Origin of the sequence: Fictibacillus sp. NRS-1165 (assembly GCF_050468105.1) — a bacterium.
Taxonomy (GTDB): domain Bacteria; phylum Bacillota; class Bacilli; order Bacillales; family Fictibacillaceae; genus Fictibacillus_C; species Fictibacillus_C terrinigri.
In genome coordinates this window covers 59974-83914 of record NZ_JBDPNU010000031.1, presented here as the reverse complement: position 1 = coordinate 83914, position 23941 = coordinate 59974, and the positions used below count along the sequence as shown (strand labels likewise).

Sequence of the window (23941 nt, the reverse complement as noted above, 5' to 3'; positions counted from 1 at the left end):
TGCCTGACACCTGAAGGAACACTTTGGGGAATTGGGCTTTTCAACCTAAGTCATCCCCCTTATTTATGGAAGGAGGGCATCATGAACAGTGACGATCAGGTAAGAAAAGAACGCTTCTCCCTGTTGCTGGACCAGATTGGTATTCCGGAAGAACTGCGGAAGCATCTTGGCGACGGTAGCGTTCAAAAACTTGCCATCGACAAAAACGACAGAAGCTGGCATTTTTATTTTTTATTGCCTAAGCCAATGCCTGCGAATGTATACACATTTTTTACCGCAAAACTAACCCAGGCGTTTGAACATATTGCAAAAGTTTCTTTTTCTGTCCGCTGTGAGACGAAGGAATGTGAAGAAACATTATTAAGCCAATATTGGGAAATATGCTGTGATCAGCTTAGGTCAACAGCCAGCTCCCTCGTTCCTGCCCTATTGGGACAGACGCCTGAAGTAACGGGTAATAAGATAAAAGTCACCGTGAGAAACGAAGCGGAAGGGCTGCTCATCAAACGAAAACTTTCTTCAGCGATGACAGAAGTATACCGTTCGTTTGGTATGGAATCTGTCTCTCTCGAGATTGAAGTCAGGCATAGTGAAGAAGAGTTTCAGAAGTTCGAAGATCAAAAAAAGCAGGAAGATGCTGATAAAGTGCTTGCTGCATTGATCGAGAAGGAGAAAGCGGACAAGCGGGAATCTTCTTCTGCACCGGCGGAGATTATGATAGGTTACAAGATTCCTGATGAGCCCGTATCGATTGAAACGATACAAGACGAAGAACGCAGAGTTACTCTTCAAGGCTACGTATTTGATGCGGAGACACGAGAGCTTCGAAGCGGACGGACGCTGCTGACGTTTAAGATTACAGATTACACCGATTCGATCATGGTCAAGATCTTCTCGAGGGATAAAGAGGATATTCCCATTTTACAAGCTGTGAAAAAAGGGATATGGGTTAAGGTTCGGGGCGGAATCCAGAACGATACATTCGTTCGTGATCTTGTGATGATCGCGAATGATATTAATGAGATTTCTCCCGAAACGAGGAAGGATCTCGCTGAGGAAGGGAAGAAGAGGGTAGAACTCCATCTTCATACACCGATGAGCCAAATGGACGCTGTCACGTCTGCATCAAGACTGATCGGGCAGGCGAGCAAGTGGGGTCATGAAGCAATAGCAATCACTGATCATGCTGGTGTTCAATCTTTTCCGGAAGCCTACTCGGCCGGGAAGAAGAATGGAATAAAAGTGCTTTATGGTGTGGAAGTGAACCTCGTGGATGACGGGGTACCGATCGCGTACAATGAGCAGCACCGCGTTCTCGCTGATGAGACATACATTGTTTTTGACGTTGAGACGACAGGTTTATCCGCCGTCTATAACAAGATTATTGAACTCGCGGCCGTAAAGGTGCACAACGGTGAGATCATTGATCGTTTTGAGTCGTTTGCGAATCCGCATGAGGCACTCTCAGACACCACAATCAATCTGACGGGTATCACCGATGATATGGTTAGGAACGCCCCGGAGATTGAGGAAGTCTTAAGGCGTTTTGAGACATTTATCGGCAATGATATCCTCGTAGCCCATAATGCAAGCTTTGATATGGGATTCTTAAACGAGGGGTTCCGTAAGATCGGGATATCAGAGGCGAGCAATCCGGTCATTGATACCCTGGAACTTGCGCGTTTCCTTCTTCCGGAATTAAAGAACCACAGACTGAACACTCTTTGTAAAAAGTTTGATATCGAGCTGACCCAGCATCATAGGGCCATCTATGATGCAGAAGCTACAGGCTACCTTTTATGGAAACTGTTAAAAGAGTCCTTCCAAAAAGGAATAGAGTTCCATGACCAGCTGAACGAAAACATGGGTCAGGGCGGCTATATGAGGAGCCGGCCTTCTCACTGCATCCTGTTGGCCCAAACACAGCTGGGCTTGAAAAATTTATACAAAATCGTGTCTGAATCCCACTTAAACTATTTTTACAGAACACCGAGGGTTCCGCGTTCCAGGCTTGCAAAATACCGGGAAGGGCTGCTGATTGGGTCAGGCTGTGACAAAGGTGAAGTATTTGAGGGCATGATGCAGAAAGCGCCAGCGGAAGTTGAAGAGATTGCTAAGTTTTATGATTACCTTGAAGTTCAGCCGCCTTCGAACTACTATCATTTAATTGAGAGAGAACTGATACAGGATGAAATGGCTTTAAGGGAGATTATCGGCAACATCGTCAAACTGGGTGAAAAACTCGGAAAACCCGTCGTGGCAACAGGGAATGTCCACTATCTCGAGCAAAACGATGCCATCTATCGGAAAATCCTGATTTCAAGCCAGGGAGGGGCAAATCCGCTGAACAGGCAGAGCCTTCCAGAAGTGCATTTCAGGACGACCGACGAGATGCTGGAATGTTTCTCGTTCTTGGGAGAAGAAAAAGCGTTTGAAGTCGTGGTAGAGAATACTCAAAAAGTGGCCGCTCTAATTGAAGAGATCAAGCCGATTCCTGATGACTTGTACACGCCCAAAATTCCTGGTGCTGAAGAAGACATAAGGAACATGAGCTATTCGATGGCCCGCAGCATCTATGGCGATGACCTCCCTGAGATTGTAGAGAAACGCTTGGAAAAAGAACTGAACAGCATCATCGGTCACGGGTTTGCCGTTATCTATCTGATATCCCACAAGCTCGTTAAGAAATCACTGATTGACGGATACCTCGTAGGTTCGAGGGGATCAGTCGGATCGTCGTTTGTAGCAACGATGACTGAAATTACTGAAGTAAACCCTCTTCCTCCTCACTATGTTTGTCCGGATTGCAAGGAATCTATCTTTTTTGATGATGGTTCAGTTGGATCAGGCTTTGACCTTCCTGACAAGGAATGCCCGAACTGCAGAGTGCTCTACAGAAAAGACGGGCAGGACATACCTTTTGAAACGTTCCTCGGCTTTAAAGGTGATAAAGTACCGGATATTGATTTGAACTTTTCCGGTGAATATCAGCCAAGGGCCCATAACTACACAAAGGAACTTTTCGGAGAAGACTATGTGTACAGAGCGGGAACCATTGGCACTGTTGCTGAAAAAACGGCATACGGTTATGTAAAAGGTTATGCTTCTGATCACAATATCACGTTCCGCTCTGCAGAAGTGGACAGGCTGGTTTCTGGCTGTACCGGCGTAAAGCGGACAACAGGCCAGCATCCCGGCGGAATTATCGTTGTGCCGGATTACATGGATATTTATGACTTCTGCCCGATCCAGTTTCCGGCGGATGATAAAAATTCAGAATGGAAAACGACGCATTTTGACTTCCATTCCATCCATGATAACCTGCTGAAACTTGATATACTGGGACACGATGACCCGACCGTCATCCGTATGCTCCAGGATTTAAGCGGTATTGATCCGAAGTCGATTCCAGCTTCTGATCAGGAAGTTATGAAAATATTTTCAGGGCCGGAAGTACTCGGTGTAACAGAAGATCAGATCCTTTGTAAGACAGGAACACTGGGCATCCCGGAATTTGGTACAAAGTTTGTCCGTCAGATGCTTGAAGAAACGAAGCCGAGCACGTTCTCAGAACTTGTACAGATCTCAGGACTCTCTCATGGTACTGATGTTTGGCTTAACAATGCGAATGAATTGATCGCGGATGGAACATGCGAACTAAAAGACGTGATCGGCTGCCGTGACGATATCATGGTGTATCTGATCTATAAAGGACTGGATCCGTCACTTGCCTTTAAAATCATGGAGAGTGTCCGTAAAGGAAAAGGCCTTATCCCTGAATGGGTAGAAGAGATGAAAAAGAACGGTGTACCGGACTGGTATATCGGGTCCTGCTTGAAGATCAAGTACATGTTCCCGAAAGCCCATGCCGCAGCCTATGTTTTGATGGCTGTACGCATTGCGTACTTTAAAGTTCATTATCCAATTCTTTTCTATGCTGCTTATTTTACGGTCCGTGCAGACGATTTTGATATTACCGCCATGGTCAGAGGCTCAAGCGCTATCAAAGCTAAAATAGAAGAGATCACCTCTAAAGGGCTCGATGCCTCTACAAAGGAAAAGAATCTGCAGACGGTTCTTGAACTCGCACTTGAAATGTGCGAACGTGGCTTCTCATTCGGAAAAGTCGATCTTTACCGTTCCAGCGCCACTGAGTTTTTAGTGGAAGGAGATCAGCTCATTCCGCCGTTCAACTCTATTGCAGGACTTGGAACCAATGCGGCGCTCAATATTGTGAAGGCACGGGAAGACGGGGAGTTCCTTTCTAAAGAGGATCTTCAGCAAAGGGCCCGCCTGTCTAAAACGATCATTGACTATCTCGATGAACAGGGCTGTCTTGCAGGCATGCCTGAAGCCAACCAGCTCTCTCTTTTCTGATGCAGGAAAAAGGCTGATGGCAAGCGCAAGTTGCACAAACCCTTAGGTTATGATATAGTAAATTTGGAAATACTTATGAATACCTTTCGGGAAAAGAGTGGGGAAACCCACTCTTTCGTTTCGTTTTGGAAAAGGATTTTTTTGGTAGAAGGGAGGATTCCAATGAGTAAGAAAATCACTGAAACTGCCGAAGAGCTCGTCACGCCGATTCTTGAAGAGCTAAACCTTGAGCTGGTAGATATTGAGTTTGTAAAAGAAGGAAAAAACTGGTTCCTTCGCGTATTTATTGATAATGAAACTGGTGTAGACATTGAGGACTGCGGTACGGTAAGTGAACGGCTCAGCGAAAAGCTGGACGCTTCGGATCCGATTGAACAGGCATACTTTCTGGAAGTATCATCGCCTGGTGTTGAACGGCCTTTGAAAAAACCGGAAGACATTACAAAAGCGATTGGGAAAAATGTACACATTAAAATGTATGAACAAGTGGATGGTGCAAAGGAGTTTGAAGGCAAGCTGCTGGGATTTGACGGAGAAACTGTAAAACTGCAGGTTAAAGTTAAAACCCGCAATACCGAGGTAGAACTGCCATATAACAAGATAGCAAGTGCCAGACTTGCGGTTGTGTTCAATTAATAAAGGGGAGAAGATGGATGAGTAGCGAGCTGTTAGATGCACTGACGTTTTTGGAGAAAGAAAAAGGAATCAGCAAGGATATATTAATTGAAGCGATCGAAGCTGCATTGATCTCTGCTTATAAAAGAAACTTTCACCAGGCACAGAATGTACGAGTGGACTTCAACACAACGACAGGAAGCATTCGGGTTTTCGCCCGAAAAAACGTGGTTGAAGAAGTAACCGATTCAAGACAGGAACTTTCTTTGGAGGAGGCACAGAAGATTAATCCGCAATATGAGCTGGAAGATATTGTGGAGCTGGAGGTCACTCCGCGTGATTTTGGAAGAATTGCTGCACAGACGGCGAAGCAGGTCGTCACCCAAAGAGTCCGAGAAGCTGAACGAGGAATTATTTTCTCTGAGTTCATTGACCGTGAAGAAGATATTATCACTGGGGTTGTCCAAAGACAGGATCACCGTTATATTTATGTGAACCTTGGCCGTGTTGAGGCATTGCTTCCTGCAACAGAACAGATGCCCGGTGAAAAATACACGACGAACGACAGAATTAAAGTTTTCATTACAAAAGTTGAAAAAACAACAAAAGGACCGCAAATTCTTGTTTCAAGAACACACCCAGGATTGCTGAAACGTCTTTTCGAACTAGAGGTTCCTGAAATCTATGACGGAACGGTAGAAGTTAAATCCATTGCCAGAGAAGCTGGAGACCGCTCCAAGATTGCTGTACATGCAGCTGATCCTGAAGTCGACCCGGTTGGTTCTTGTGTCGGCCAAAAAGGCGGCCGGGTACAGACGATCGTTAACGAGCTGAATGGCGAGAAGATCGACATCGTCCGCTGGTCGGAAGATCCGGTGGTTTATGTTGCAAACGCACTAAGCCCGGCAAAAGTGCTTGAAGTGCTTGTCAATGAAGAAGAAAAGATGACAACAGTGATCGTGCCTGATTATCAGCTGTCACTTGCGATTGGAAAGCGCGGGCAAAATGCGAGGCTTGCAGCTAAACTGACAGGCTGGAAGATTGATATTAAAAGCCAGTCTGATGCTGAAGAGTCAGGACTTTATAACAGTGAAGAAGCCGAGGAGAATTTCGGACTTTCCGAAGAAGAGTTTTAAGAAGATGGGGGTGGAGCCGGATGAAAACCCGTAAAATTCCTATGCGTAAATGTGTGGCTTGCCAGGAAATGAAACCAAAAAAAGAATTAGTGCGTGTGGTCCGTTCTCCCGAAGGTGAAGTTTTCGTTGACCGAACGGGGAAAAAATCGGGCAGAGGTGCTTATTTGTGCAACCAGGCATCCTGTTTTGCTCTCGCAAAGAAAAAAGGAAGCTTGAGCAATCAGCTGAAAGCACCTGTTACAGATGAAGTGTTCTCAGAACTTGAAAAAGGAGTCCTCTAATTGGCAGCATCTCAATGGGCTTCACTGCTGGGGTTGGCAAACCGCGCAGGAAAGTGTATTTCCGGAGAGGAGCTCGTTGTTAAAGCTGTACAGCGGCAGAACGCAAAGCTTGTTATTCTCTCTCAGGATGCATCGGCTAACACCAGAAAAAAAATTACTGATAAATGCTCCTACTATAAAGTGGAAGTGAAATGGGTAGATGACCGCTACAGTCTCGGCAGTGCCATCGGCAAAGACCAGCGGGTTGTTGTTGCCGTGACAGATGATGGTTTTACAAAAAAGTTAGCTGCTTTACTTGATTAAACCAATCGGGGGTGAACATATGAGTAAGATGCGTGTGTATGAATATGCAAAAAAACAAAATGTTCAAAGCAAGGATATCATCGATAAATTAAAGACGATGAACGTAGATGTATCCAATCATATGTCAATGATTGATGAAGACGCGATCCGTAGATTAAACGATGCATATCAGCCCAAAAATAAGATGACAGAGGAGAAACATAAAATAGAACAGAAAAAGAATTCATCCAACGTGAACAAGGTAGAAAATAAAAAAGAAAGTAAAAAAGAGAACACCATGAAAATCAAAAAAGACGACACACCTAAAAAACCGAACAACAGCCAGAACAGCAAACCAACTCCTAAAGCCGGAAACAACAGCCAGAACGCCAGACCTGGACAAAAAGGCGGCAACTTTAAGCCTGGCAATAAAAATAACAACAGCAATCATAATAACAAGAACAGAAACAATAGGAACAACAATAATAACCGTGGCAAATCTGCACCGGCACCACAGCCTAAGCCGGTACCAGTTACTCCAGAGAAGATAACATTCTCAGGTTCTTTGACGGTAAGTGAACTGGCTAAAAAGCTGGCAAAAGAGCCATCTGAAATTATTAAAAAATTAATGTTCCTTGGTGTTATGGCTACGATCAACCAGGAACTGGACAAAGAAACCATCGAGTTGATCGCGGGTGACTATAACGTAGAGGTAGAAGAAGAGATCATCATCGATGAAACCGAGTTTGAAAACTACGAGAACGTCGATAAAGAAGAGGATCTTCAGGTTCGTCCACCGGTTGTAACGATCATGGGGCACGTCGACCACGGGAAAACAACCCTATTGGACTCGATCCGTGATACAAAAGTAACAGCTAGTGAAGCTGGCGGAATTACACAGCACATCGGGGCTTACCAGATTGAAGATAAAGGAAAGAAAATTACGTTCCTTGACACTCCAGGCCATGCTGCATTTACAACGATGCGTGCAAGAGGAGCACAAGTTACAGATATTACGATCCTTGTCGTGGCAGCCGATGACGGTGTTATGCCTCAGACGATAGAAGCGATCAACCATGCGAAAGCAGCTCAGGTGCCGATCATCGTTGCGGTTAACAAGATGGATAAAGAAGCGGCAAATCCGGACCGTGTCATGCAGGAATTAACGGAACACGGACTCGTTCCTGAAGACTGGGGCGGCGATACAATCTTCGTGAATGTATCAGCCCTTAAAGGTGAAGGAATCGATGACCTGATTGAAATGATTCAGCTTGTTGCAGAAGTAGAAGAGCTGAAAGCCAATCCGAAACGTGCAGCACAAGGCACTGTTATTGAAGCACAGCTTGATAAAGGGCGAGGATCAGTGGCTACTCTCCTCGTTCAGAACGGAACATTGAATGTAGGAGATCCGATCGTTGTCGGAAATACGTTCGGACGTGTCCGCGCGATGGTCAACGACATCGGACGCCGTGTTAAAGTCGCGGGACCTTCAACTCCGGTTGAGATTACGGGACTGAACGAAGTGCCTCAAGCAGGCGATCAGTTTATGGTATTTGTTGATGAGAAAAAAGCACGCCAGATCGGTGAAGCCCGTTCCAAAAAGCAAGTAGAAGCTCAGCGCAAAGAATCATCAAAGCTGAACCTCGAAGATCTATTCAACCAGATCAAAGAAGGCGATATTAAAGAAATCAATGTTATCATTAAAGCAGATGTTCAAGGATCTGCAGAAGCCCTCGCCGGTTCCCTTCAGAAGATCGATGTGGAAGGCGTTAAGGTTAAGATTATCCACACTGGAGTCGGTGCGATCACTGAATCAGATATCATTTTAGCTTCTGCTTCCAATGCGATAATAATCGGTTTCAATGTCCGTCCTGATAATAACGCTAAACGTACCGCTGAAACCGAGAAAGTCGATGTTCGCCTGCACCGCATCATCTATAACGTGATCGAAGAGATCGAGTCTGCGATGAAGGGGATGCTTGATCCAGAGTTCGCAGAAAAGGTCATCGGCCAGGTTGAGATCCGAACAACCTTTAAAGTTTCAAAAGTCGGAACGATTGCCGGCTGTTACGTCACCGACGGAAAAGTAACACGCGATTCAACCGTTCGATTGATCCGTGACGGTGTCGTTATCTATGAAGGTAAGATTGATGCCCTTAAACGATTTAAAGATGACGCAAAAGAAGTTAGTGCTGGGTATGAATGTGGTATAACTTTAGAAAAGTTCAATGACATTAAAGAAGGAGACGTCATCGAAGCCTACATCATGGAAGAGATCAAACGGGCATGATTGGTTTCCTGACGGTCGAATGTTTCATCTATGAATCACATTCACTGAAGGAAAAACGCTCGGTAGTTAAAAAGGCCGTGACTCGGTTAAGACAGCAATTTAATCTTGCTGTCTCCGAGACCGACTTTCATGATTTATGGCAGAGAGCTGAACTTGGAATTGTAACCATTTCAAAGGACAAACTAATTGTAGAACAGGAACTTCAGAAAGCGATCAAGCTGATCAGCAGCATTCCTGAGCTGGAAGTGACAACAACTACAATTGAGTGGTTATAATGGACAGATAGAAACGGGGTGGAACAATGAGCAAAATCCGATCCAATCGCATTGGAGAGCAGATGAAGAAAGAACTTGGCGATATTATTGGCCGGAAGCTAAAAGATCCCCGCATTGGCTTTGTAACTGTAACAGGTGTTGAAGTTACGGGAGATTTACAGCAGGCAACTGTTTATATTTCCGTGTTTGGAGATGATGCACAAAAAGAACAGACACTTCGCGGTCTGGCAAAAGCATCAGGTTTTATCCGAACAGAGATCGGCAGACGAATCCGTTTGCGCAAGACGCCGGAAATTTCATTTAAATTCGATGAATCCATTGAGTATGGAAGCCGAATAGAAACGTTGCTGACCGATATTAAAGATTCTGATGAAGAAAACGATCACAATAAGAGATAGGCAGGCATTTGTTTGTCTGCCTCTTTTTTTGATGCACATAAATTGCAAGGGCTCGCAAAGGTGGTAGGATGATGGCATTAAAACAGCCAGAGGGCGTTTTGCCTTTATTAAAGCCGGCAGGAATGACATCGCATGACTGTGTGGCCAAGTTAAGAAAAATTTTAAAAACTAAAAAGGTCGGGCATACCGGTACACTGGATCCGGAAGTGACTGGTGTTTTGCCGGTGTGTGTCGGAAGAGGCACGAAAATTGCCCAATATATGACCGATTATCCAAAAGCATATGAAGCTGAAGCAACGATTGGCCGTTCAACAACGACGGAAGATGCCCACGGGGACACCGTTGAAACAGAAGAGGTCCCAGGAGGGTTCGCCGCTGATCAGGTGGAGAAAGTCTTCGATTCGTTCAGAGGAGTGATCCAGCAGGTTCCTCCTATGTTTTCTGCTGTAAAAGTAAACGGTAAAAAGCTGTACCAATATGCCCGTGAAGGAGTCGAAGTGGAAAGACCGGTCCGCGAAGCGGTCATTTACGACCTTAAACTTCTTTCTAAAGAAAAAAATTTTCCGGGGCCATTTCCTTCCTTCTCATTTTCTGTTAAGTGCAGCAAGGGAACTTATATACGTACACTCGCGGTAGATATGGGCAAAAAGCTGGGCTATCCCGCCCACATGTCTAAATTAGTCAGAGTCGGTTCAGGACCTTTTGAACTGAAGGACTGTTTTACGTTTGAAGAAATAGAATCAGCCGCAGAAAACGGGACGATGGATGAGCTGTTCCTGCCCATTGAAAAAGCGATCGGACACTTTGAATCCATCATCGCTGATGAAGATATGGAACGGAAAATCAAGCACGGAGCCGTTCTGCCTATGGCAAAAGGTGTGCAAAATAACCCGTTTGCCGTTTATAATAAGAAAGGACAATGCCTTGCCATCTATAAAAAACATCCTGAAAAACCGCATTTAATGAAACCAGAAAAAATTTTAGCCGTAGAGTAAGGCAAAGAGTTAGAAGGTGGATTCTTGAAAACAATTACACTGTCACATCCTCACCAGCTGAAAAAAAATGAACTCCCCCCTACAGTCTTGGCTCTAGGGTATTTCGACGGCATACACAAAGGACATCAAAAAGTGATAGGGACGGCAGCAAAAATTGCACGTGAACAAAAAGCGGTTTCAGCAGTCATGTCGTTTCATCCCCATCCTTCTGTTGTGTTAGGGAAAAAAGAAGCGCATGTTTCCTATTTAACCCCATTGGAGAAAAAAGAAGTTCTGCTTCGAGAAATGGGGATTGATATTTTTTATCTAGTGGAGTTCAATGAAGAATTTGCATCACTCGCACCACTGACGTTTATTCAGGAATATTTGACCGGACTGAACGTCAGACATGTGGTCGCTGGCTTCGATTATACGTATGGCAAGTTTGGAAAAGGAAATATGGCCAAGATGAATGAGTATGCTAAAGGAGAATTTTCCCAGACCGTCATTGAAAAAATGGAGATTCATGGCCAAAAGATAAGCTCTACCTTGATACGTAATCTTCTCAAGGAAGGCGACGTCGATCAGATTCCTGAATACCTGGGCAGGCCTTATTCCATAACGGGGGAGGTCATCCATGGTGAAAGCAGGGGGACATCCATCGGTTTTCCAACGGCCAACATCAGCAGCAATGACGACTATCTGATACCTGCCAACGGGGTGTATATCGTTCAGGTGGAGATCGGTGATACGGTATATAACGGAGTCGCGAACATCGGCAAGAAACCGACCTTCCATGAAGACCGGGAGGCGTCAATTGAAGTACACCTTTTTGATTTTTCTTCAAACATATATGGGAAAACGGTTGAAGTATACTGGCTGTCCCGGATCCGCGATGAAAAAAAATTCGATTCGGTTGACAGTCTTGTCAAGCAGATATCAGCTGACAAACAGGCAGCTCTAGATTTTTTTTATGAAAAGTAGGCTGGCTCTTGCATTATTCTTTAAAAAGAGGTAATCTATTATTTGTACTTCAATGTACAAAGTAACCGCTGCTTGGCATCGCGATTTCACCGACGCATGCTAGGTTGCCGGGGCTATCGAACAAAGGAGGTGAACAGGATGGCAATTTCTCAAGAACGTAAAAATGAACTGATCAGCGAGTACAAAACGCATGATCTTGATACTGGATCTCCAGAAGTTCAGATCGCTATCCTTACAGAGCAGATTAACACTCTTAATGACCATTTACGTACTCACAAGAAGGATCACCACTCACGCCGTGGTCTTTTGAAAATGGTAGGTAAGCGCCGTAACTTGCTAACGTATCTACGTAATAAAGATATCACACGTTATCGTGAGCTTATCAACAAGCTTGGATTACGTCGTTAATCGGAAAAGCGGGAATATTTCCCGCTTTTTTTCTGTAAAAAAACCCATACATAATCAAACAGCTATATTTTGAAAGAACAAGCCTAGTTTTTCTTTTTAGGAAAGATCAGTTTAGGATATAATATAGACATAATATTGTTTTATTGTCGAGAGGAGTACCAGAAGAAATGGAACAAGAGAAACGTATTTTTTCTATGGACTGGGCAGGCAGAGAACTGTCTTTTGAAATCGGAAATCTTGCAAAACAGGCAAACGGAGCCGTATTCGTCCGTTATGGCGACACAGCTGTGCTTTCAACAGCCGTTGCATCGAAAGAACCTAAGAATTTAAGCTTTTTTCCTTTAACAGTCAACTATGAAGAACGCCTTTACGCTGTCGGGAAAATCCCGGGCGGTTTTATTAAACGTGAAGGACGTCCGAGTGAGAAAGCGATTCTCGCAAGCCGTCTGATCGACCGCCCGATCCGCCCGCTGTTCGCCGATGGATTCCGTAATGAAGTACAGGTTGTCAGCACGGTAATGAGTGTGGATCAGAACTGTTCTTCAGAAATGGCCGCAATGATCGGCTCATCTCTTGCGCTTTCCATCTCAAACATTCCGTTTGAAGGGCCGATTGCCGGTGTAACAGTAGGCCGGGTGGATGATAAGTTTGTAGTGAATCCTACGGTTGAAGAGAACGAGAAAAGTGATATTAGCCTCGTTGTTGCAGGAACGAAGGAAGCAATCAACATGGTAGAAGCAGGAGCGAAAGAAGTTCCCGAAGAAGTAATGCTTGAAGCGATCATGTTTGCTCATGAAGAAATCAAAAAGCTGATTGCATTCCAGGAAAAGATTGTGGAAGAGGTCGGAAAAGAAAAAATGGAAGTTCAGCTTCATCAAGTCGACCAAGAACTGGTTGAAGAGATTCGCAGCTTTATTGGGGCTGATCTAACCGCGGCTGTCAGTGTTTTTGATAAACAGGAACGTCAGGCCGCTCTTGATGAATTGAAAAATAGAGTAGTTGCGCATTACGAAGAAACAGACGAAGAAAAAGTGGACGAAGCGAAGGAAGTTCTTCAGCTTCTCATAAAAGGAGAAGTACGCCGCTTGATTCTTAAAGAAAAAATCCGTCCTGATGGAAGAAAGAGCAATGAGATCCGTCCTCTGTCTTCAGATGTCAGCCTGCTGGCACGTACTCACGGTTCCGGTCTGTTCACACGTGGACAAACGCAAGCATTAAGTGTATGTACACTCGGAGCCCTTGGGGATGTTCAGGTGCTTGACGGATTGGGAGTAGAAGAGTCAAAACGCTTTATGCACCAATATAACTTCCCTCCTTTCAGTGTAGGTGAGACAGGTTTCATGAGAGGTCCGGGACGAAGGGAAATCGGACACGGAGCCCTTGGAGAACGTGCCCTAGAGGCTGTTATTCCTTCTGAGGAATCCTTCCCGTATACAATCCGTCTTGTTTCAGAAGTTCTTGAATCCAACGGATCAACGTCACAGGCGAGCATCTGTGCGAGTACCCTTGCTATGATGGATGCTGGTGTTCCGATAAAAGCACCAGTTGCTGGGATCGCGATGGGTTTGGTCAGTGACGGAGAAGATGTGACTGTTCTAACAGACATTCAAGGAATGGAAGATCACCTGGGGGATATGGACTTCAAAGTAGCGGGTACTGCAAAAGGTGTAACCGCCCTGCAAATGGATATAAAGATTTCCGGTATTAACCGTGAAATTTTGGAACAGGCGTTAACTCAAGCGAAAGATGGCCGCCTGCACATTCTCTCTTCCATGCTGAAAACTTTGGATCAGCCTCGAAAACAGCTATCAGCTTATGCGCCTAAGATCATTACCATGAAAATCAATCCTGACAAGATCAGAGATGTAATCGGGCCGAGCGGAAAAGTCATCAATAAGATTATTGAAGAAACAGGCGTTAAGATTGATATCGAACAAGATGGTACGGTATTCATCGCTTCTGCTGATCAGGCAATGAACGAGAAAGCTCAAAAAATTATTGCTGATCTCGTCCGTGAGGTCCAAGTCGGGGAGTATTACGACGGCAAAGTAAAACGAATTGAAAAGTTCGGTGCTTTCGTTGAATTGTTCGCTGGAAAAGACGGACTGGTTCATATTTCTGAGCTTGCAGAAGAGCGAATCGGAAAAGTGGAAGACGTTGTGAAATTGGGCGATGTGATCCGCGTCAAAGTTACAGAGATCGATAATCAAGGACGGGTAAACCTTTCCCGCAAAACGGTTTTAAAAGAGCAGAAGAAAGAACAGGAACAAAAGAATAGTGAACAATAAAAAACCGGTTACACCGGTTTTTTTTTATGCCTTTAAACAGTCGGACAATGTTCTAACAAGCCTGTGATGGACATACCCTTTCTACAGGAGGGGAGTTCAATGAAAAGAAATCTGCTGTATGTGGGTATGGTGATTCTAATAGTTGGTGTAACCGTCGGGACGGTGCAAAACCCGTTCACCTCCACTTATCTGCAAAGCATGAAAGCACAAACGGCCGCTGTTTCTAAAATGCAGGGCAACAGTTTATATGATCAGCTTCAGAAAAAAGCTGGTGAGGTAAACAAAGCGCCGGTGAATGCAGCGGTTGACCGGGTGTGGAAAGCGGTACCGGGTTACAATGGCGTTGAACTGGACGTCGACGCTTCTTATAAAAAGATGAGAGGTTCTAAAACCATTGATGATAAAAAACTTGTATACAAGCAAATTCCTCCGAAGGTAAAACTGAATGACCTGCCGCCTTCACCGATCTATAAGGGAAATCCTGAAAAACCGATGGTAAGCCTGCTGGTCAATGTCGCGTGGGGCAACGAATATCTGCCGAAACTGCTTAAAACGATGAAGGAAGCACATGTTCATTCAACGTTTTTTCTTGATGGATCATGGGTGAAGAAAAACCCGAGCCTGGCAAAAATGATATTGGATGAGGGCCATGAGATCGGAAATCATGCGTATACACACCCCGATCTTAAGAGAATGACCAACGAGCGGATCAGAGAAGAGCTATCGAGCACAAATCGAGTGATTGAAGCGACACTGGGCAAGAAAAACATTCCTAAGTGGTTTGCTCCGCCAAGCGGAAGCTACCGGGATGATGTTGTCAAAATTGCTGCAGAACAGAAGATGAAGACGATCCTCTGGAGTGTGGACACCGTGGATTGGAGAAAGCCGGAGCCCGGCAGGATGGCAGAATCTGTGATAAGGAAAGTCCATCCAGGTGCGATGGTCCTGATGCATCCAACCTCATCCACTGCTGATGGCCTTAAACGGATGATCGAAGGCATTAAAGCCAAGGGCTATGCGATCGGAACCGTGTCCGGCCTGTTGGACGAGACACGCTTGATCACGAAAACTCCAGTGAAATAACATTGTTGTATGATAGGTATGTTAATGGTATATTGTTCCTATGAAAACAGTTGATCGAGATGGATTACAGCTAGGAGGAAACAAGTTTGATTATTAGACATTCGTGTCCAAACGGCGTAAGAGTCGTCTTGGAAAAGATTCCAACCGTACGTTCAGTTGCCATCGGTGTTTGGATTGGTACTGGATCACGGTTTGAAGTTCCCGAAAACAATGGAGTATCCCACTTTTTGGAGCACATGTTCTTCAAGGGGACAACATCCCGAAGCGCCAGGGAAATCGCAGAATCATTTGACAGCATTGGCGGTCAGGTCAATGCGTTTACTTCAAAAGAATATACATGCTACTACGCAAAGGTTCTTGATACCCATGCTCCCAGAGCCCTGAATGTCCTTTCCGATATGTTCTTCAACTCTACATTCGATGAACAGGAGCTTTTGAAAGAGAAAAACGTCGTTCTTGAAGAGATAAAAATGTATGAAGATACACCTGATGACATTGTGCATGATCTATTAAGCAGAGCTAGCTTTCATCAGCATTCTCTTGGATACCCGATCCTTGGAACAGAAAATACGCTGAATACGTTTAACGGCAAGACGCTCCGCGATTATATGGCAGATTACTATACACCAGAGAACGTTGTTGTCTCTGTAGCCGGGAACGTAGATGAAGGTTTTATAAAAGAGGTAGAGAACCTGTTCGGAGGCTATAGCGGCACGCCAGCTGATTCAAGCCTCCAGGCTCCCGTGTTTCATAGTGAGAAGCTGGCAAGGAAAAAAGAAACAGAACAAGCCCATCTGTGTCTTGGCTTCCCTGGACTGTCATTGAAAGATCCCGATACGTTCTCCCTGATCGTTTTAAATAATATTTTTGGTTCAAGTATGAGCAGCAGGCTGTTTCAGGAAGTCCGTGAGCAGAGAGGCCTCGCTTATTCTGTTTTTTCTTACCACTCTGCGTACCGGGACAACGGGCTGTTTACCATATATGGAGGAACCGCTCCAGGTCAGCTCGATGAACTGTATAATACGGTTGGTATGATCGTAGATGAACTTAAAGATAAAGGTATTTCGGACAAAGAGCTAATGAATTCAAAAGAACAGATCAAAGGAAGCCTCATGCTCAGCCTTGAGAGTACGAACAGCAGAATGAGCAGAAACGGTAAAAATGAATTGATTCTTAACTATCACCGTTCTCTTGATGAAATGGTGCAGCTCATCGATGCTGTATCAAAAGAAAGCGTAGATACATTGATTCATCGAATTTTTGACAATGAATGTTCCGCATCCTTGGTCAGCCCGACAGGTGATCTGCCTAAAGGATTGCAATAAGACGCCTGCAGCATATGCTGCAGGTTCTTTTATGTCTTTTTCAAAGGAAACTGTTAAATTCGGGCTTGTCATTAGGTTGTCTAACCAATCCCCGTTTGTAATTTTGAATATACTGTTGAGGTAAATGAGATGAATCGCAAAGGAAGAATGAAAATAAAGGGTTTGAATACTGTTGCTGCCGAGTAATGAGAGTCACCATCTAGGCAAAGGAATCATATGATGGTGTTGCGAACATGAACAAGGATTTCCCCTGTTTTTGCGGAGCAACAGAGAAAGGGGAGGAAGCATGTTAACTGACTTGCAAATTGCCATATTTGGCGGTGATGCCAGACAGCTGGAAGTGATCCGCAAGCTTACTGAACAAGGCGCCAACCTTGTGCTGGTTGGGTTTGATCAGCTGGATCACGGGTTTACCGGAGCTTCGAAAATGGATATGGGAGAAGTTGATTTTGCCAAATTAGATTTTATTGTGCTGCCGGTGAATGGCACGGGTCCGAATGGCGAGATTGATACCATTTTCTCAAATAAAAGCATTGTAATTACTTCTTCGCATTTAAAGCAGACCCCTGAGCATTGCCATGTATATTCAGGTATAACGAATAAGTACCTGAACGGCATCCTAGCTGAAAGCGGACGGGGGCACACCCAGCTCTTCGAAAGGGATGATGTAGCCATCTACAACAGTATTCCGACTGTGGAAGGCACCCTGATGATGGTGATTCAAAACACCGATACAACCATCCATAAGTCAAACACGGTTGTTTTAGGATTCGGCCGTGTGGGCATGAGTGTGGCAAGAGCTTTTGCAGCACTTGGAGCAAGAGTGAAAGTTGGCGCAAGAAAACCGGAACATTTAGCACGGATCAGTGAGATGGGTTTTATTCCTTTTCATCTCGATGATTTGAAAAAAGAAGTGATTGATACGGATGTTTGCATTAATACCATTCCATTTCAAATTGTGACGTCAGACATTATCTCCAAAATGCCAACTCATACACTGATCATTGATCTGGCTTCTAAGCCTGGCGGAACTGATTTTAAGTATGCTGAAAAAAGGGGCATTAAAGCACTCCTTGCACCAGGATTGCCGGGCATTGTGGCACCGAAAACGGCTGGACAGATTCTCGGCAATGTCCTTTCCCAATTAATAAAGGAAGAAATGGTTAATCGAAAGGGGAAACCTTGATGAAAGTCAATGGAAAACACATTGGTTTTGGCTTAACTGGTTCTCATTGTACGTATGACGCCGTTTATCCTGAGATTAAAAAGTTGATTGATGAAGGGGCGAAAGTTACACCCTTTGTGACTCACACCGTACAAAACACGGATACACGGTTTGGCGAGGGTGAAGACTGGCTAAGGAAAATTTCAGAGCTTACGGGGATTGAACCCGTAAATTCTATCGTTAAAGCTGAGCCATTTGGCCCGAAGACACCATTGGATTGTATGATCATCGCCCCTTTGACAGGCAATTCCATCAGTAAGTTCGCCAATGCGATGACTGATTCTCCTGTTCTGATGGCAGCGAAAGCTACGATGCGGAATCAATCGCCTGTCGTACTCGGGATCTCAACAAATGACGGACTTGGGTTAAATGGTGTGAATATTATGAGGCTGATGGCGGCCAAGAGCATTTATTTTGTGCCGTTTGGCCAGGATGACCCTGTAAACAAGCAAAATTCACTCGTCGCACATATGGAATATCTGCTTGAAACAGTAGAAGCTGCACTCGAAGGAAAACAGCTGCAGCCTGTACTCAGGATGAACGGCTGAGCAATTCATTAAAAATAGCTTTCTATTAGCGGGAAGTATGTTAAAATGTGAAATAAAATGTGTATTCCAAAAAGATTCTCTCGTATGAGCAGCTGGAGAGAAACAAAGATGTTTCACTAGAAGGAGAAACATTCGTGTTTCTCCTTCTGTCATGACAAGGTTTATGGACTAAACAAAAAAGGAGACACAGTCTAATGACTCAGAATGGATTTCATGTAGCGGTAGTCGGTGCGACGGGTGCCGTTGGACAACAAATGTTAAGAACACTGGAAGAAAGAAACTTCCCGATTGCTAAATTATCTCTGCTTGCAAGCAGCAGATCTGCCGGCAAAACAGCCGTTTATAAAGGCGAAGAAGTGGTGATTCAAGAAGCGCTGCCTGAAGCCTTTGAAGGAGTGGACATTGCTTTGTTTTCAGCAGGAGGCTCTATCTCCAAAGAATTGGCTCCTGAAGCGGTAAAACGCGGTGCGGTTGTGATCGATAACACGAGTGCGTACCGAATGGATGAGAATGTTCCCTTGGTCGTACCAGAAGTCAATGAAGAAGATATCCGCCAGCATAAGGGCATCATCGCCAATCCGAACTGCTCGACGATTCAGATGGTGGTTGCTTTAAAGCCGCTACAAGAAAAGTATGGCTTAAACAAAGTCATCGTCTCAACTTACCAGGCGGTATCAGGTGCAGGCGCAAAAGCGATTGAAGAATTAAAGTCCCAATCACAGGCCATCCTGGAAGGTAAAGAGTTCACCCCAGAAATCCTGCCGTGTGCGGGTGATGAAAAACACTATCAGATCGCATTTAATGCAGTACCTCAGATTGATAAGTTTCAGGAGAACGGATATACCTTTGAAGAGATGAAGATGATCAATGAAACGAAAAAGATCATGCATATGCCTCAACTGCAGGTAGCTGCCACTTGCGTCAGGCTTCCGGTTGAGACGGGCCACTCCGAATCTGTCTATGTTGAATTAGGAGAAGATGTAGAATCCATCGAAGAATTCAAACAGCTTCTGGCTTCATCTGAAGGTATTATTCTGCAGGATGATCCTCAGAATCAAATCTATCCTATGCCAGCTCATTCTGTTGGCAAAAATGACGTATTTGTCGGCCGTATCAGAAGAGACCTGGACCGCAATGATGCGTTCCATCTATGGATTGTATCTGACAACTTATTAAAAGGGGCAGCCTGGAACTCGGTGCAGATTGCAGAAAGCCTGATTAAACTTGAATTGCTGAACTAATCAAAGAAGGTGCTGACTTCATGAAGATAATCATACAAAAATTTGGGGGCACATCCTTAAAAGATGAAAACGGCAGGGAACTTGCAGCCGAGCATGTTAAAAGAGCGGTGGCTGAAGGCTATAAGGTCGTCTGTGTTGTCTCGGCAATGGGACGTAAAGGTGATCCTTACGCGACAGATACACTTCTAAGCCTGATTGGAGCTACTGATCATCAAGTGCAAAGCAGAGAATATGATCTGCTTCTTTCTTGTGGAGAAATTATTTCTTCTGTTGTGTTTTCCAACCTGCTAAAAAGTAAAGAAATATCTTCTACAGCCTTGACAGGCTCCCAAGCCGGCTTCAGGACGAACGACGAACATACGAACGCAAGAATTACAGATATGCAATGTGACAGGCTCCGTTCCATGCTTGAAACACATGACACGGTAGTTGTTGCCGGATTTCAGGGTGAATCTCCTGAGGGGGATGTAACAACGCTCGGCCGGGGAGGCAGTGATACGTCCGCGTCAGCCCTTGGAGCAGCCCTTGGAGCTGAATACATTGATATTTTTACAGATGTGGAAGGCGTGATGACCGCGGACCCGAGGATCGTGAAAGAAGCAGTGCCTCTATCTGTTGTTACTTACAATGAAATCTGCAATATGGCTTACCAGGGAGCGAAAGTGATTCACCCCCGTGCAGTCGAGATTGCGATGCATGCAAAAGTGCCATTAAGAATCCGTTCAACCTATTCTGAGCTTCCTGGAACCCTTGTGACCTCAGCCATATCCAAAGGAGCAGGGCGGGATGTGCAGGATCATGTCATTACAGGCATCGCACATGTCCCGGGTGTCACCCAGATCAAAGTATTTGCGAAGGATGCTCAATATGACCTTCATACCAAGGTCTTTAAAGCAATGGCAAAAGAACAGATTTCTGTAGACTTTTTCAACATCAGCCCTAAAGGTGTCGTATATACAGTCATGGAAAGTATGGCACAACATGCCGAGCACGTCCTTAACGACCTCGGATATTCGCCCGAGATTACGCGAAGCTGTGCAAAAGTATCCGCAGTCGGAGCAGGAATGTCAGGTGTACCAGGGGTGACGGCTACGATTGTAGAGGCATTAGTCGATGAAAATATACAAATTCTGCAGTCCGCTGACTCCCACACCACCATTTGGGTGCTCGTAAGACAGGATGACATGGTAAAGGCAGTGAATGCCTTGCATAAAGCATTTGAGTTAGATAAAGTCCATTCCACTGGATTAGAGTCTCCTGACCAATAAAAAAAGAAGTATCTATTTAGTGGATATTGCAAGATTTTAAGGAGCTGATCGAAATGCATTTGGGAAATATAAGCACAGCTATGGTAACTCCCTTTGACAGCAAGGGAAATATTGATTTTATCAAAACGACAAAGCTGGTGAATTACTTAATACAAAACGGTACAGACAGTCTGGTGGTTGCAGGGACAACAGGTGAGTCACCAACATTATCAACAGAGGAAAAGATTGCGCTTTTCAGGCATGTTGTAAAAGTTGTTGATAAAAGGGTTCCTGTTGTCGCAGGAACTGGAAGCAATAACACCAAAGCATCCATCGACCTGACCAAGAAGGCAGAACAAGCCGGTGTTGATGCGATTATGATCGTGGCGCCTTACTACAGTAAACCGAGCCAGGAAGGAATCATTGCCCATTTTAAAGCCATAGCAGCTGAAACCAGCCTCCCGATCATGGCTTACAATGTTCCGGGGCGGACCATGGTCAGCATTTCCGCTGAAACCGTTATTGAGCTTTCCAAAATCCCTAACGTTATTGCCATCAAAGATGCCGGTGGTGATTTGGGAGAGATGAGCCAAATCATAGAGCAAACGTCTGAGGATTTTCTTCTGTACAGCGGTGATGACGGTATCACACTGCCGGTATTATCCATCGGAGGAGCAGGGATCGTATCTGTCGCATCCCATGTGATAGGAAATCAAATGCAGGAAATGATTTCGCAATTTAAACAAGGAAGGGTACAGGAAGCGGCAAAACTTCACAGGAAGCTTCTGCCGGTTATGGATGAGATGTTTAAAGCACCAAGCCCGGCCCCTGTTAAAACAGCTTTGCAGTTTAAGGGGCTTGATGTCGGAAGCGTACGTCTTCCTTTATTGCCATTGAACCAGCAGCAGCGGGAATCGTTATCCAAAATCATGCGATCTTCATTGTAAAATGAAAACAAGCGGCCATTGTGCCGCTTTTTTTATTTCAGCCATAAGCGCAGGGATAGAAAAGAAAACGTTGCTTCTTCTTGTATTCGCTTTCGAACATAAGCTATAATGAATTCAAGTGACGTGAACGGAGAGTACATAAACACAACAACTGGGAGGATTATTACATTGACAACGAAACAACAAAATAGTGAAAAGATTAAAGTTTTTGCCCTGGGCGGTATTGGCGAAATTGGCAAAAACATGTATGTGGTCGAAGCGGGGGAGGATATCTTTGTCCTGGATGCAGGCTTAATGTTTCCTCAGGAGGAAATGCTTGGCATCGATATCGTGATTCCGGACATAACCTATCTTGTCCAGAACAAGGACAGAGTCAAGGGGATTTTTCTGACCCATGCACACGAAGACCACATCGGCGGACTTCCTTTTATTTTAAAGCAGCTGCCAGTTCCTGTTTACGGAACGAAGCTTACCCTAGGGCTTGTAGAAGCAAAGCTGAAAGAAGCTGGACTTCATAAGAGCACGAAAATGCACTTAGTGAGTTCAGAATCCGTCCTCGACTTTGGAGAGTATAAAGTTACTTTCTTTGGCACGAATCACAGTATTCCAGATTCCGTCGGCATTGCCGTTCACACGCCGCAGGGAGTCATCGTGAATACAGGTGACTTTAAGATTGACCAGTCTCCGATCGATGGAAAGCATACGGATTTTGGCAAGATTGCTGAGCTGAACAGCAAAGGGGTACTATGCCTGCTTTCGGACAGCACCAATGCGGAAAGGCCTGGCATGACAGGTTCCGAAAAGTCAGTGGGGCATGAGATCGATAATGTGTTTGCTGAAGCGAAAGGCCGGATTATCATCGCATCTTTCGCATCCAATGTTCACCGCATCCAGCAGATTTTCACCGCTGCTGCCAAAACCAACAGGAAAATTGTCATTACCGGAAGAAGCATGGTAAAAGTTGTGGACATCGCTTCTGATTTAGGATATCTGAACATCGAGAAAGACAGTATGATCTCCATTGATCAGATGAATAACTTTTCGGAAGACCGTATTGTTATTTTAACAACCGGCAGTCAGGGCGAACAAATGGCGGCTTTGTCGCGCATGGCGCATAAAGCACATAAACAGATCGCGATCCGGCATACGGATACAGTGGTCATTGCAGCTACGCCAATCCCTGGAAACGAGCGTTCTGTAGCCCGCATCGTCGATTTATTGATGAGGACAGGTGCTGAAGTTATTTTCGGACAGCGCAAAGTGCACGTTTCAGGGCACGGCTGCCAGGAAGAATTGAAGTTGATGCTGAGCCTTATGAAGCCTAAATATTTTATCCCTGTCCACGGGGAATATAAAATGCAAAAAGCGCACCAAAATCTTGCGGTTCAGGTAGGCGTTGATGCTGAAAATATTTTTATTCTTGAAAAAGGAGAAGTCGTTGAGTTTGCTGACGGTTTGGCTAAACGGACCGGAAAAGTTCCAGCAGGAAACGTTCTCGTTGACGGCTTAGGTGTAGGGGATATCGGAAACATCGTGCTGCGCGACCGAAAGCTTCTGTCCCAGGACGGAATACTGGTTGTCGTCGTTACGATAAGCAGAGCGTCCAATCAAATCATATCCGGCCCTGAAATAATATCCCGGGGATTTGTTTACGTCCGTGAGAGTGAAGAGCTCCTTCAGGAAGCGAACAAACTTGTGACAGAAGTGCTCGATAAATGCATGCAGGAAAAAGTGAAGGACTGGTCCTCATTAAAATCGAACATGCGCGATTCACTCAGCCATTATTTATTTGATAAAACACGCCGTCGGCCAATGATTATGCCGATCATTATGGAAATTTAATGCCTGCTTCTGCAGGCATTTTTTAAATTTGTCAGCTGGAATAAAAGTAATGTCCAACACAAAAAGCGTGTTGCCATGTTAGAGTTCCAGCGCTTGTCGGACCTGCAGGAGCTTCCGCTTGTCTTTGCAGAATGAAAATAACCCCAGCGTTCATACTATAAGAAAATGCTGAACA

Annotated in this window: 20 protein-coding genes; all 20 read left to right on the top strand. The window is 44.8% G+C overall.

Going from position 1 to position 23941, the window contains the following annotated elements:
• Window positions 1–81: 81 nt before the first annotated feature.
• On the top strand, window positions 82–4377 hold the full coding sequence (locus ABHN01_RS15475; RefSeq protein ID WP_429876281.1) for a PolC-type DNA polymerase III: 4296 nt from the start codon (window positions 82–84) through the stop codon (window positions 4375–4377).
• Window positions 4378–4539: 162 nt separating this feature from the next.
• Entirely contained in the window at window positions 4540–5013 is a 474-nt protein-coding gene (rimP, locus tag ABHN01_RS15470) for a ribosome maturation factor RimP (protein ID WP_429876280.1), read from the top strand.
• Between the two features lie 17 nt (window positions 5014–5030).
• Window positions 5031–6128, top strand: a complete 1098-nt coding sequence (gene nusA, locus ABHN01_RS15465) for a transcription termination factor NusA (RefSeq protein WP_429876279.1) — start codon at window positions 5031–5033, stop codon at window positions 6126–6128.
• 20 nt (window positions 6129–6148) lie between these two features.
• Complete coding sequence (rnpM, locus tag ABHN01_RS15460) at window positions 6149–6409, top strand: RNase P modulator RnpM (RefSeq protein ID WP_290399526.1); 261 nt, start codon at window positions 6149–6151, stop codon at window positions 6407–6409.
• Window positions 6410–6712, top strand: coding sequence for a YlxQ family RNA-binding protein (locus ABHN01_RS15455; RefSeq protein ID WP_290399525.1), 303 nt, complete (start codon window positions 6410–6412; stop codon window positions 6710–6712).
• Between the two features lie 19 nt (window positions 6713–6731).
• Window positions 6732–8981: a translation initiation factor IF-2 gene (gene infB / locus ABHN01_RS15450; RefSeq protein WP_290399524.1), complete on the top strand. Its 2250-nt coding sequence runs from the start codon at window positions 6732–6734 to the stop codon at window positions 8979–8981.
• Window positions 8978–9256 carry a DUF503 domain-containing protein gene (locus tag ABHN01_RS15445; RefSeq protein ID WP_290399523.1) on the top strand — a complete coding sequence of 93 codons (279 nt, stop codon included), beginning with the start codon at window positions 8978–8980 and terminating at the stop codon, window positions 9254–9256. The genes infB and ABHN01_RS15445 overlap by 4 nt, the downstream gene beginning before the upstream one ends.
• Before the next feature lie 26 nt (window positions 9257–9282).
• Window positions 9283–9654: a 30S ribosome-binding factor RbfA gene (gene rbfA, locus ABHN01_RS15440; RefSeq protein ID WP_290399522.1), complete on the top strand. Its 372-nt coding sequence runs from the start codon at window positions 9283–9285 to the stop codon at window positions 9652–9654.
• Between the two features lie 71 nt (window positions 9655–9725).
• The gene (gene truB / locus ABHN01_RS15435; RefSeq protein WP_429876278.1) at window positions 9726–10649 is read left to right on the top strand and encodes a tRNA pseudouridine(55) synthase TruB; all 924 of its coding nucleotides are present in this window, start codon (window positions 9726–9728) and stop codon (window positions 10647–10649) included.
• Window positions 10650–10673: 24 nt separating this feature from the next.
• Window positions 10674–11612 (top strand): bifunctional riboflavin kinase/FAD synthetase, encoded by a 939-nt coding sequence (ribF, locus tag ABHN01_RS15430; RefSeq protein ID WP_429876277.1) that lies wholly within the window; start codon window positions 10674–10676, stop codon window positions 11610–11612.
• A gap of 138 nt (window positions 11613–11750) precedes the next feature.
• Window positions 11751–12020 (top strand): 30S ribosomal protein S15, encoded by a 270-nt coding sequence (rpsO, locus tag ABHN01_RS15425; RefSeq protein WP_290399519.1) that lies wholly within the window; start codon window positions 11751–11753, stop codon window positions 12018–12020.
• Window positions 12021–12187: 167 nt separating this feature from the next.
• Window positions 12188–14308, top strand: coding sequence for a polyribonucleotide nucleotidyltransferase (pnp, locus tag ABHN01_RS15420; RefSeq protein WP_429876276.1), 2121 nt, complete (start codon window positions 12188–12190; stop codon window positions 14306–14308).
• A gap of 99 nt (window positions 14309–14407) precedes the next feature.
• The gene (locus ABHN01_RS15415) at window positions 14408–15391 is read left to right on the top strand and encodes a polysaccharide deacetylase family protein (protein WP_429876275.1); all 984 of its coding nucleotides are present in this window, start codon (window positions 14408–14410) and stop codon (window positions 15389–15391) included.
• Window positions 15392–15477: 86 nt separating this feature from the next.
• Window positions 15478–16716 carry a M16 family metallopeptidase gene (locus ABHN01_RS15410; RefSeq protein ID WP_429876274.1) on the top strand — a complete coding sequence of 413 codons (1239 nt, stop codon included), beginning with the start codon at window positions 15478–15480 and terminating at the stop codon, window positions 16714–16716.
• A gap of 286 nt (window positions 16717–17002) precedes the next feature.
• Window positions 17003–17902, top strand: a complete 900-nt coding sequence (gene dpaA / locus ABHN01_RS15405) for a dipicolinic acid synthetase subunit A (protein WP_429876273.1) — start codon at window positions 17003–17005, stop codon at window positions 17900–17902.
• Window positions 17902–18489, top strand: a complete 588-nt coding sequence (dpaB, locus tag ABHN01_RS15400; RefSeq protein ID WP_429876272.1) for a dipicolinate synthase subunit B — start codon at window positions 17902–17904, stop codon at window positions 18487–18489. Before dpaA ends, dpaB begins: the two co-directional genes overlap by 1 nt.
• Window positions 18490–18683: 194 nt before the next feature.
• On the top strand, window positions 18684–19730 hold the full coding sequence (asd, locus tag ABHN01_RS15395) for an aspartate-semialdehyde dehydrogenase (protein ID WP_290399513.1): 1047 nt from the start codon (window positions 18684–18686) through the stop codon (window positions 19728–19730).
• 20 nt (window positions 19731–19750) lie between these two features.
• Window positions 19751–20998, top strand: a complete 1248-nt coding sequence (gene dapG / locus ABHN01_RS15390; protein WP_429876271.1) for an aspartate kinase — start codon at window positions 19751–19753, stop codon at window positions 20996–20998.
• 53 nt (window positions 20999–21051) lie between these two features.
• Entirely contained in the window at window positions 21052–21924 is an 873-nt protein-coding gene (gene dapA, locus ABHN01_RS15385; RefSeq protein WP_290399511.1) for a 4-hydroxy-tetrahydrodipicolinate synthase, read from the top strand.
• Between the two features lie 168 nt (window positions 21925–22092).
• Window positions 22093–23766: a ribonuclease J gene (locus ABHN01_RS15380; RefSeq protein ID WP_429876270.1), complete on the top strand. Its 1674-nt coding sequence runs from the start codon at window positions 22093–22095 to the stop codon at window positions 23764–23766.
• Window positions 23767–23941 lie beyond the last annotated feature (175 nt).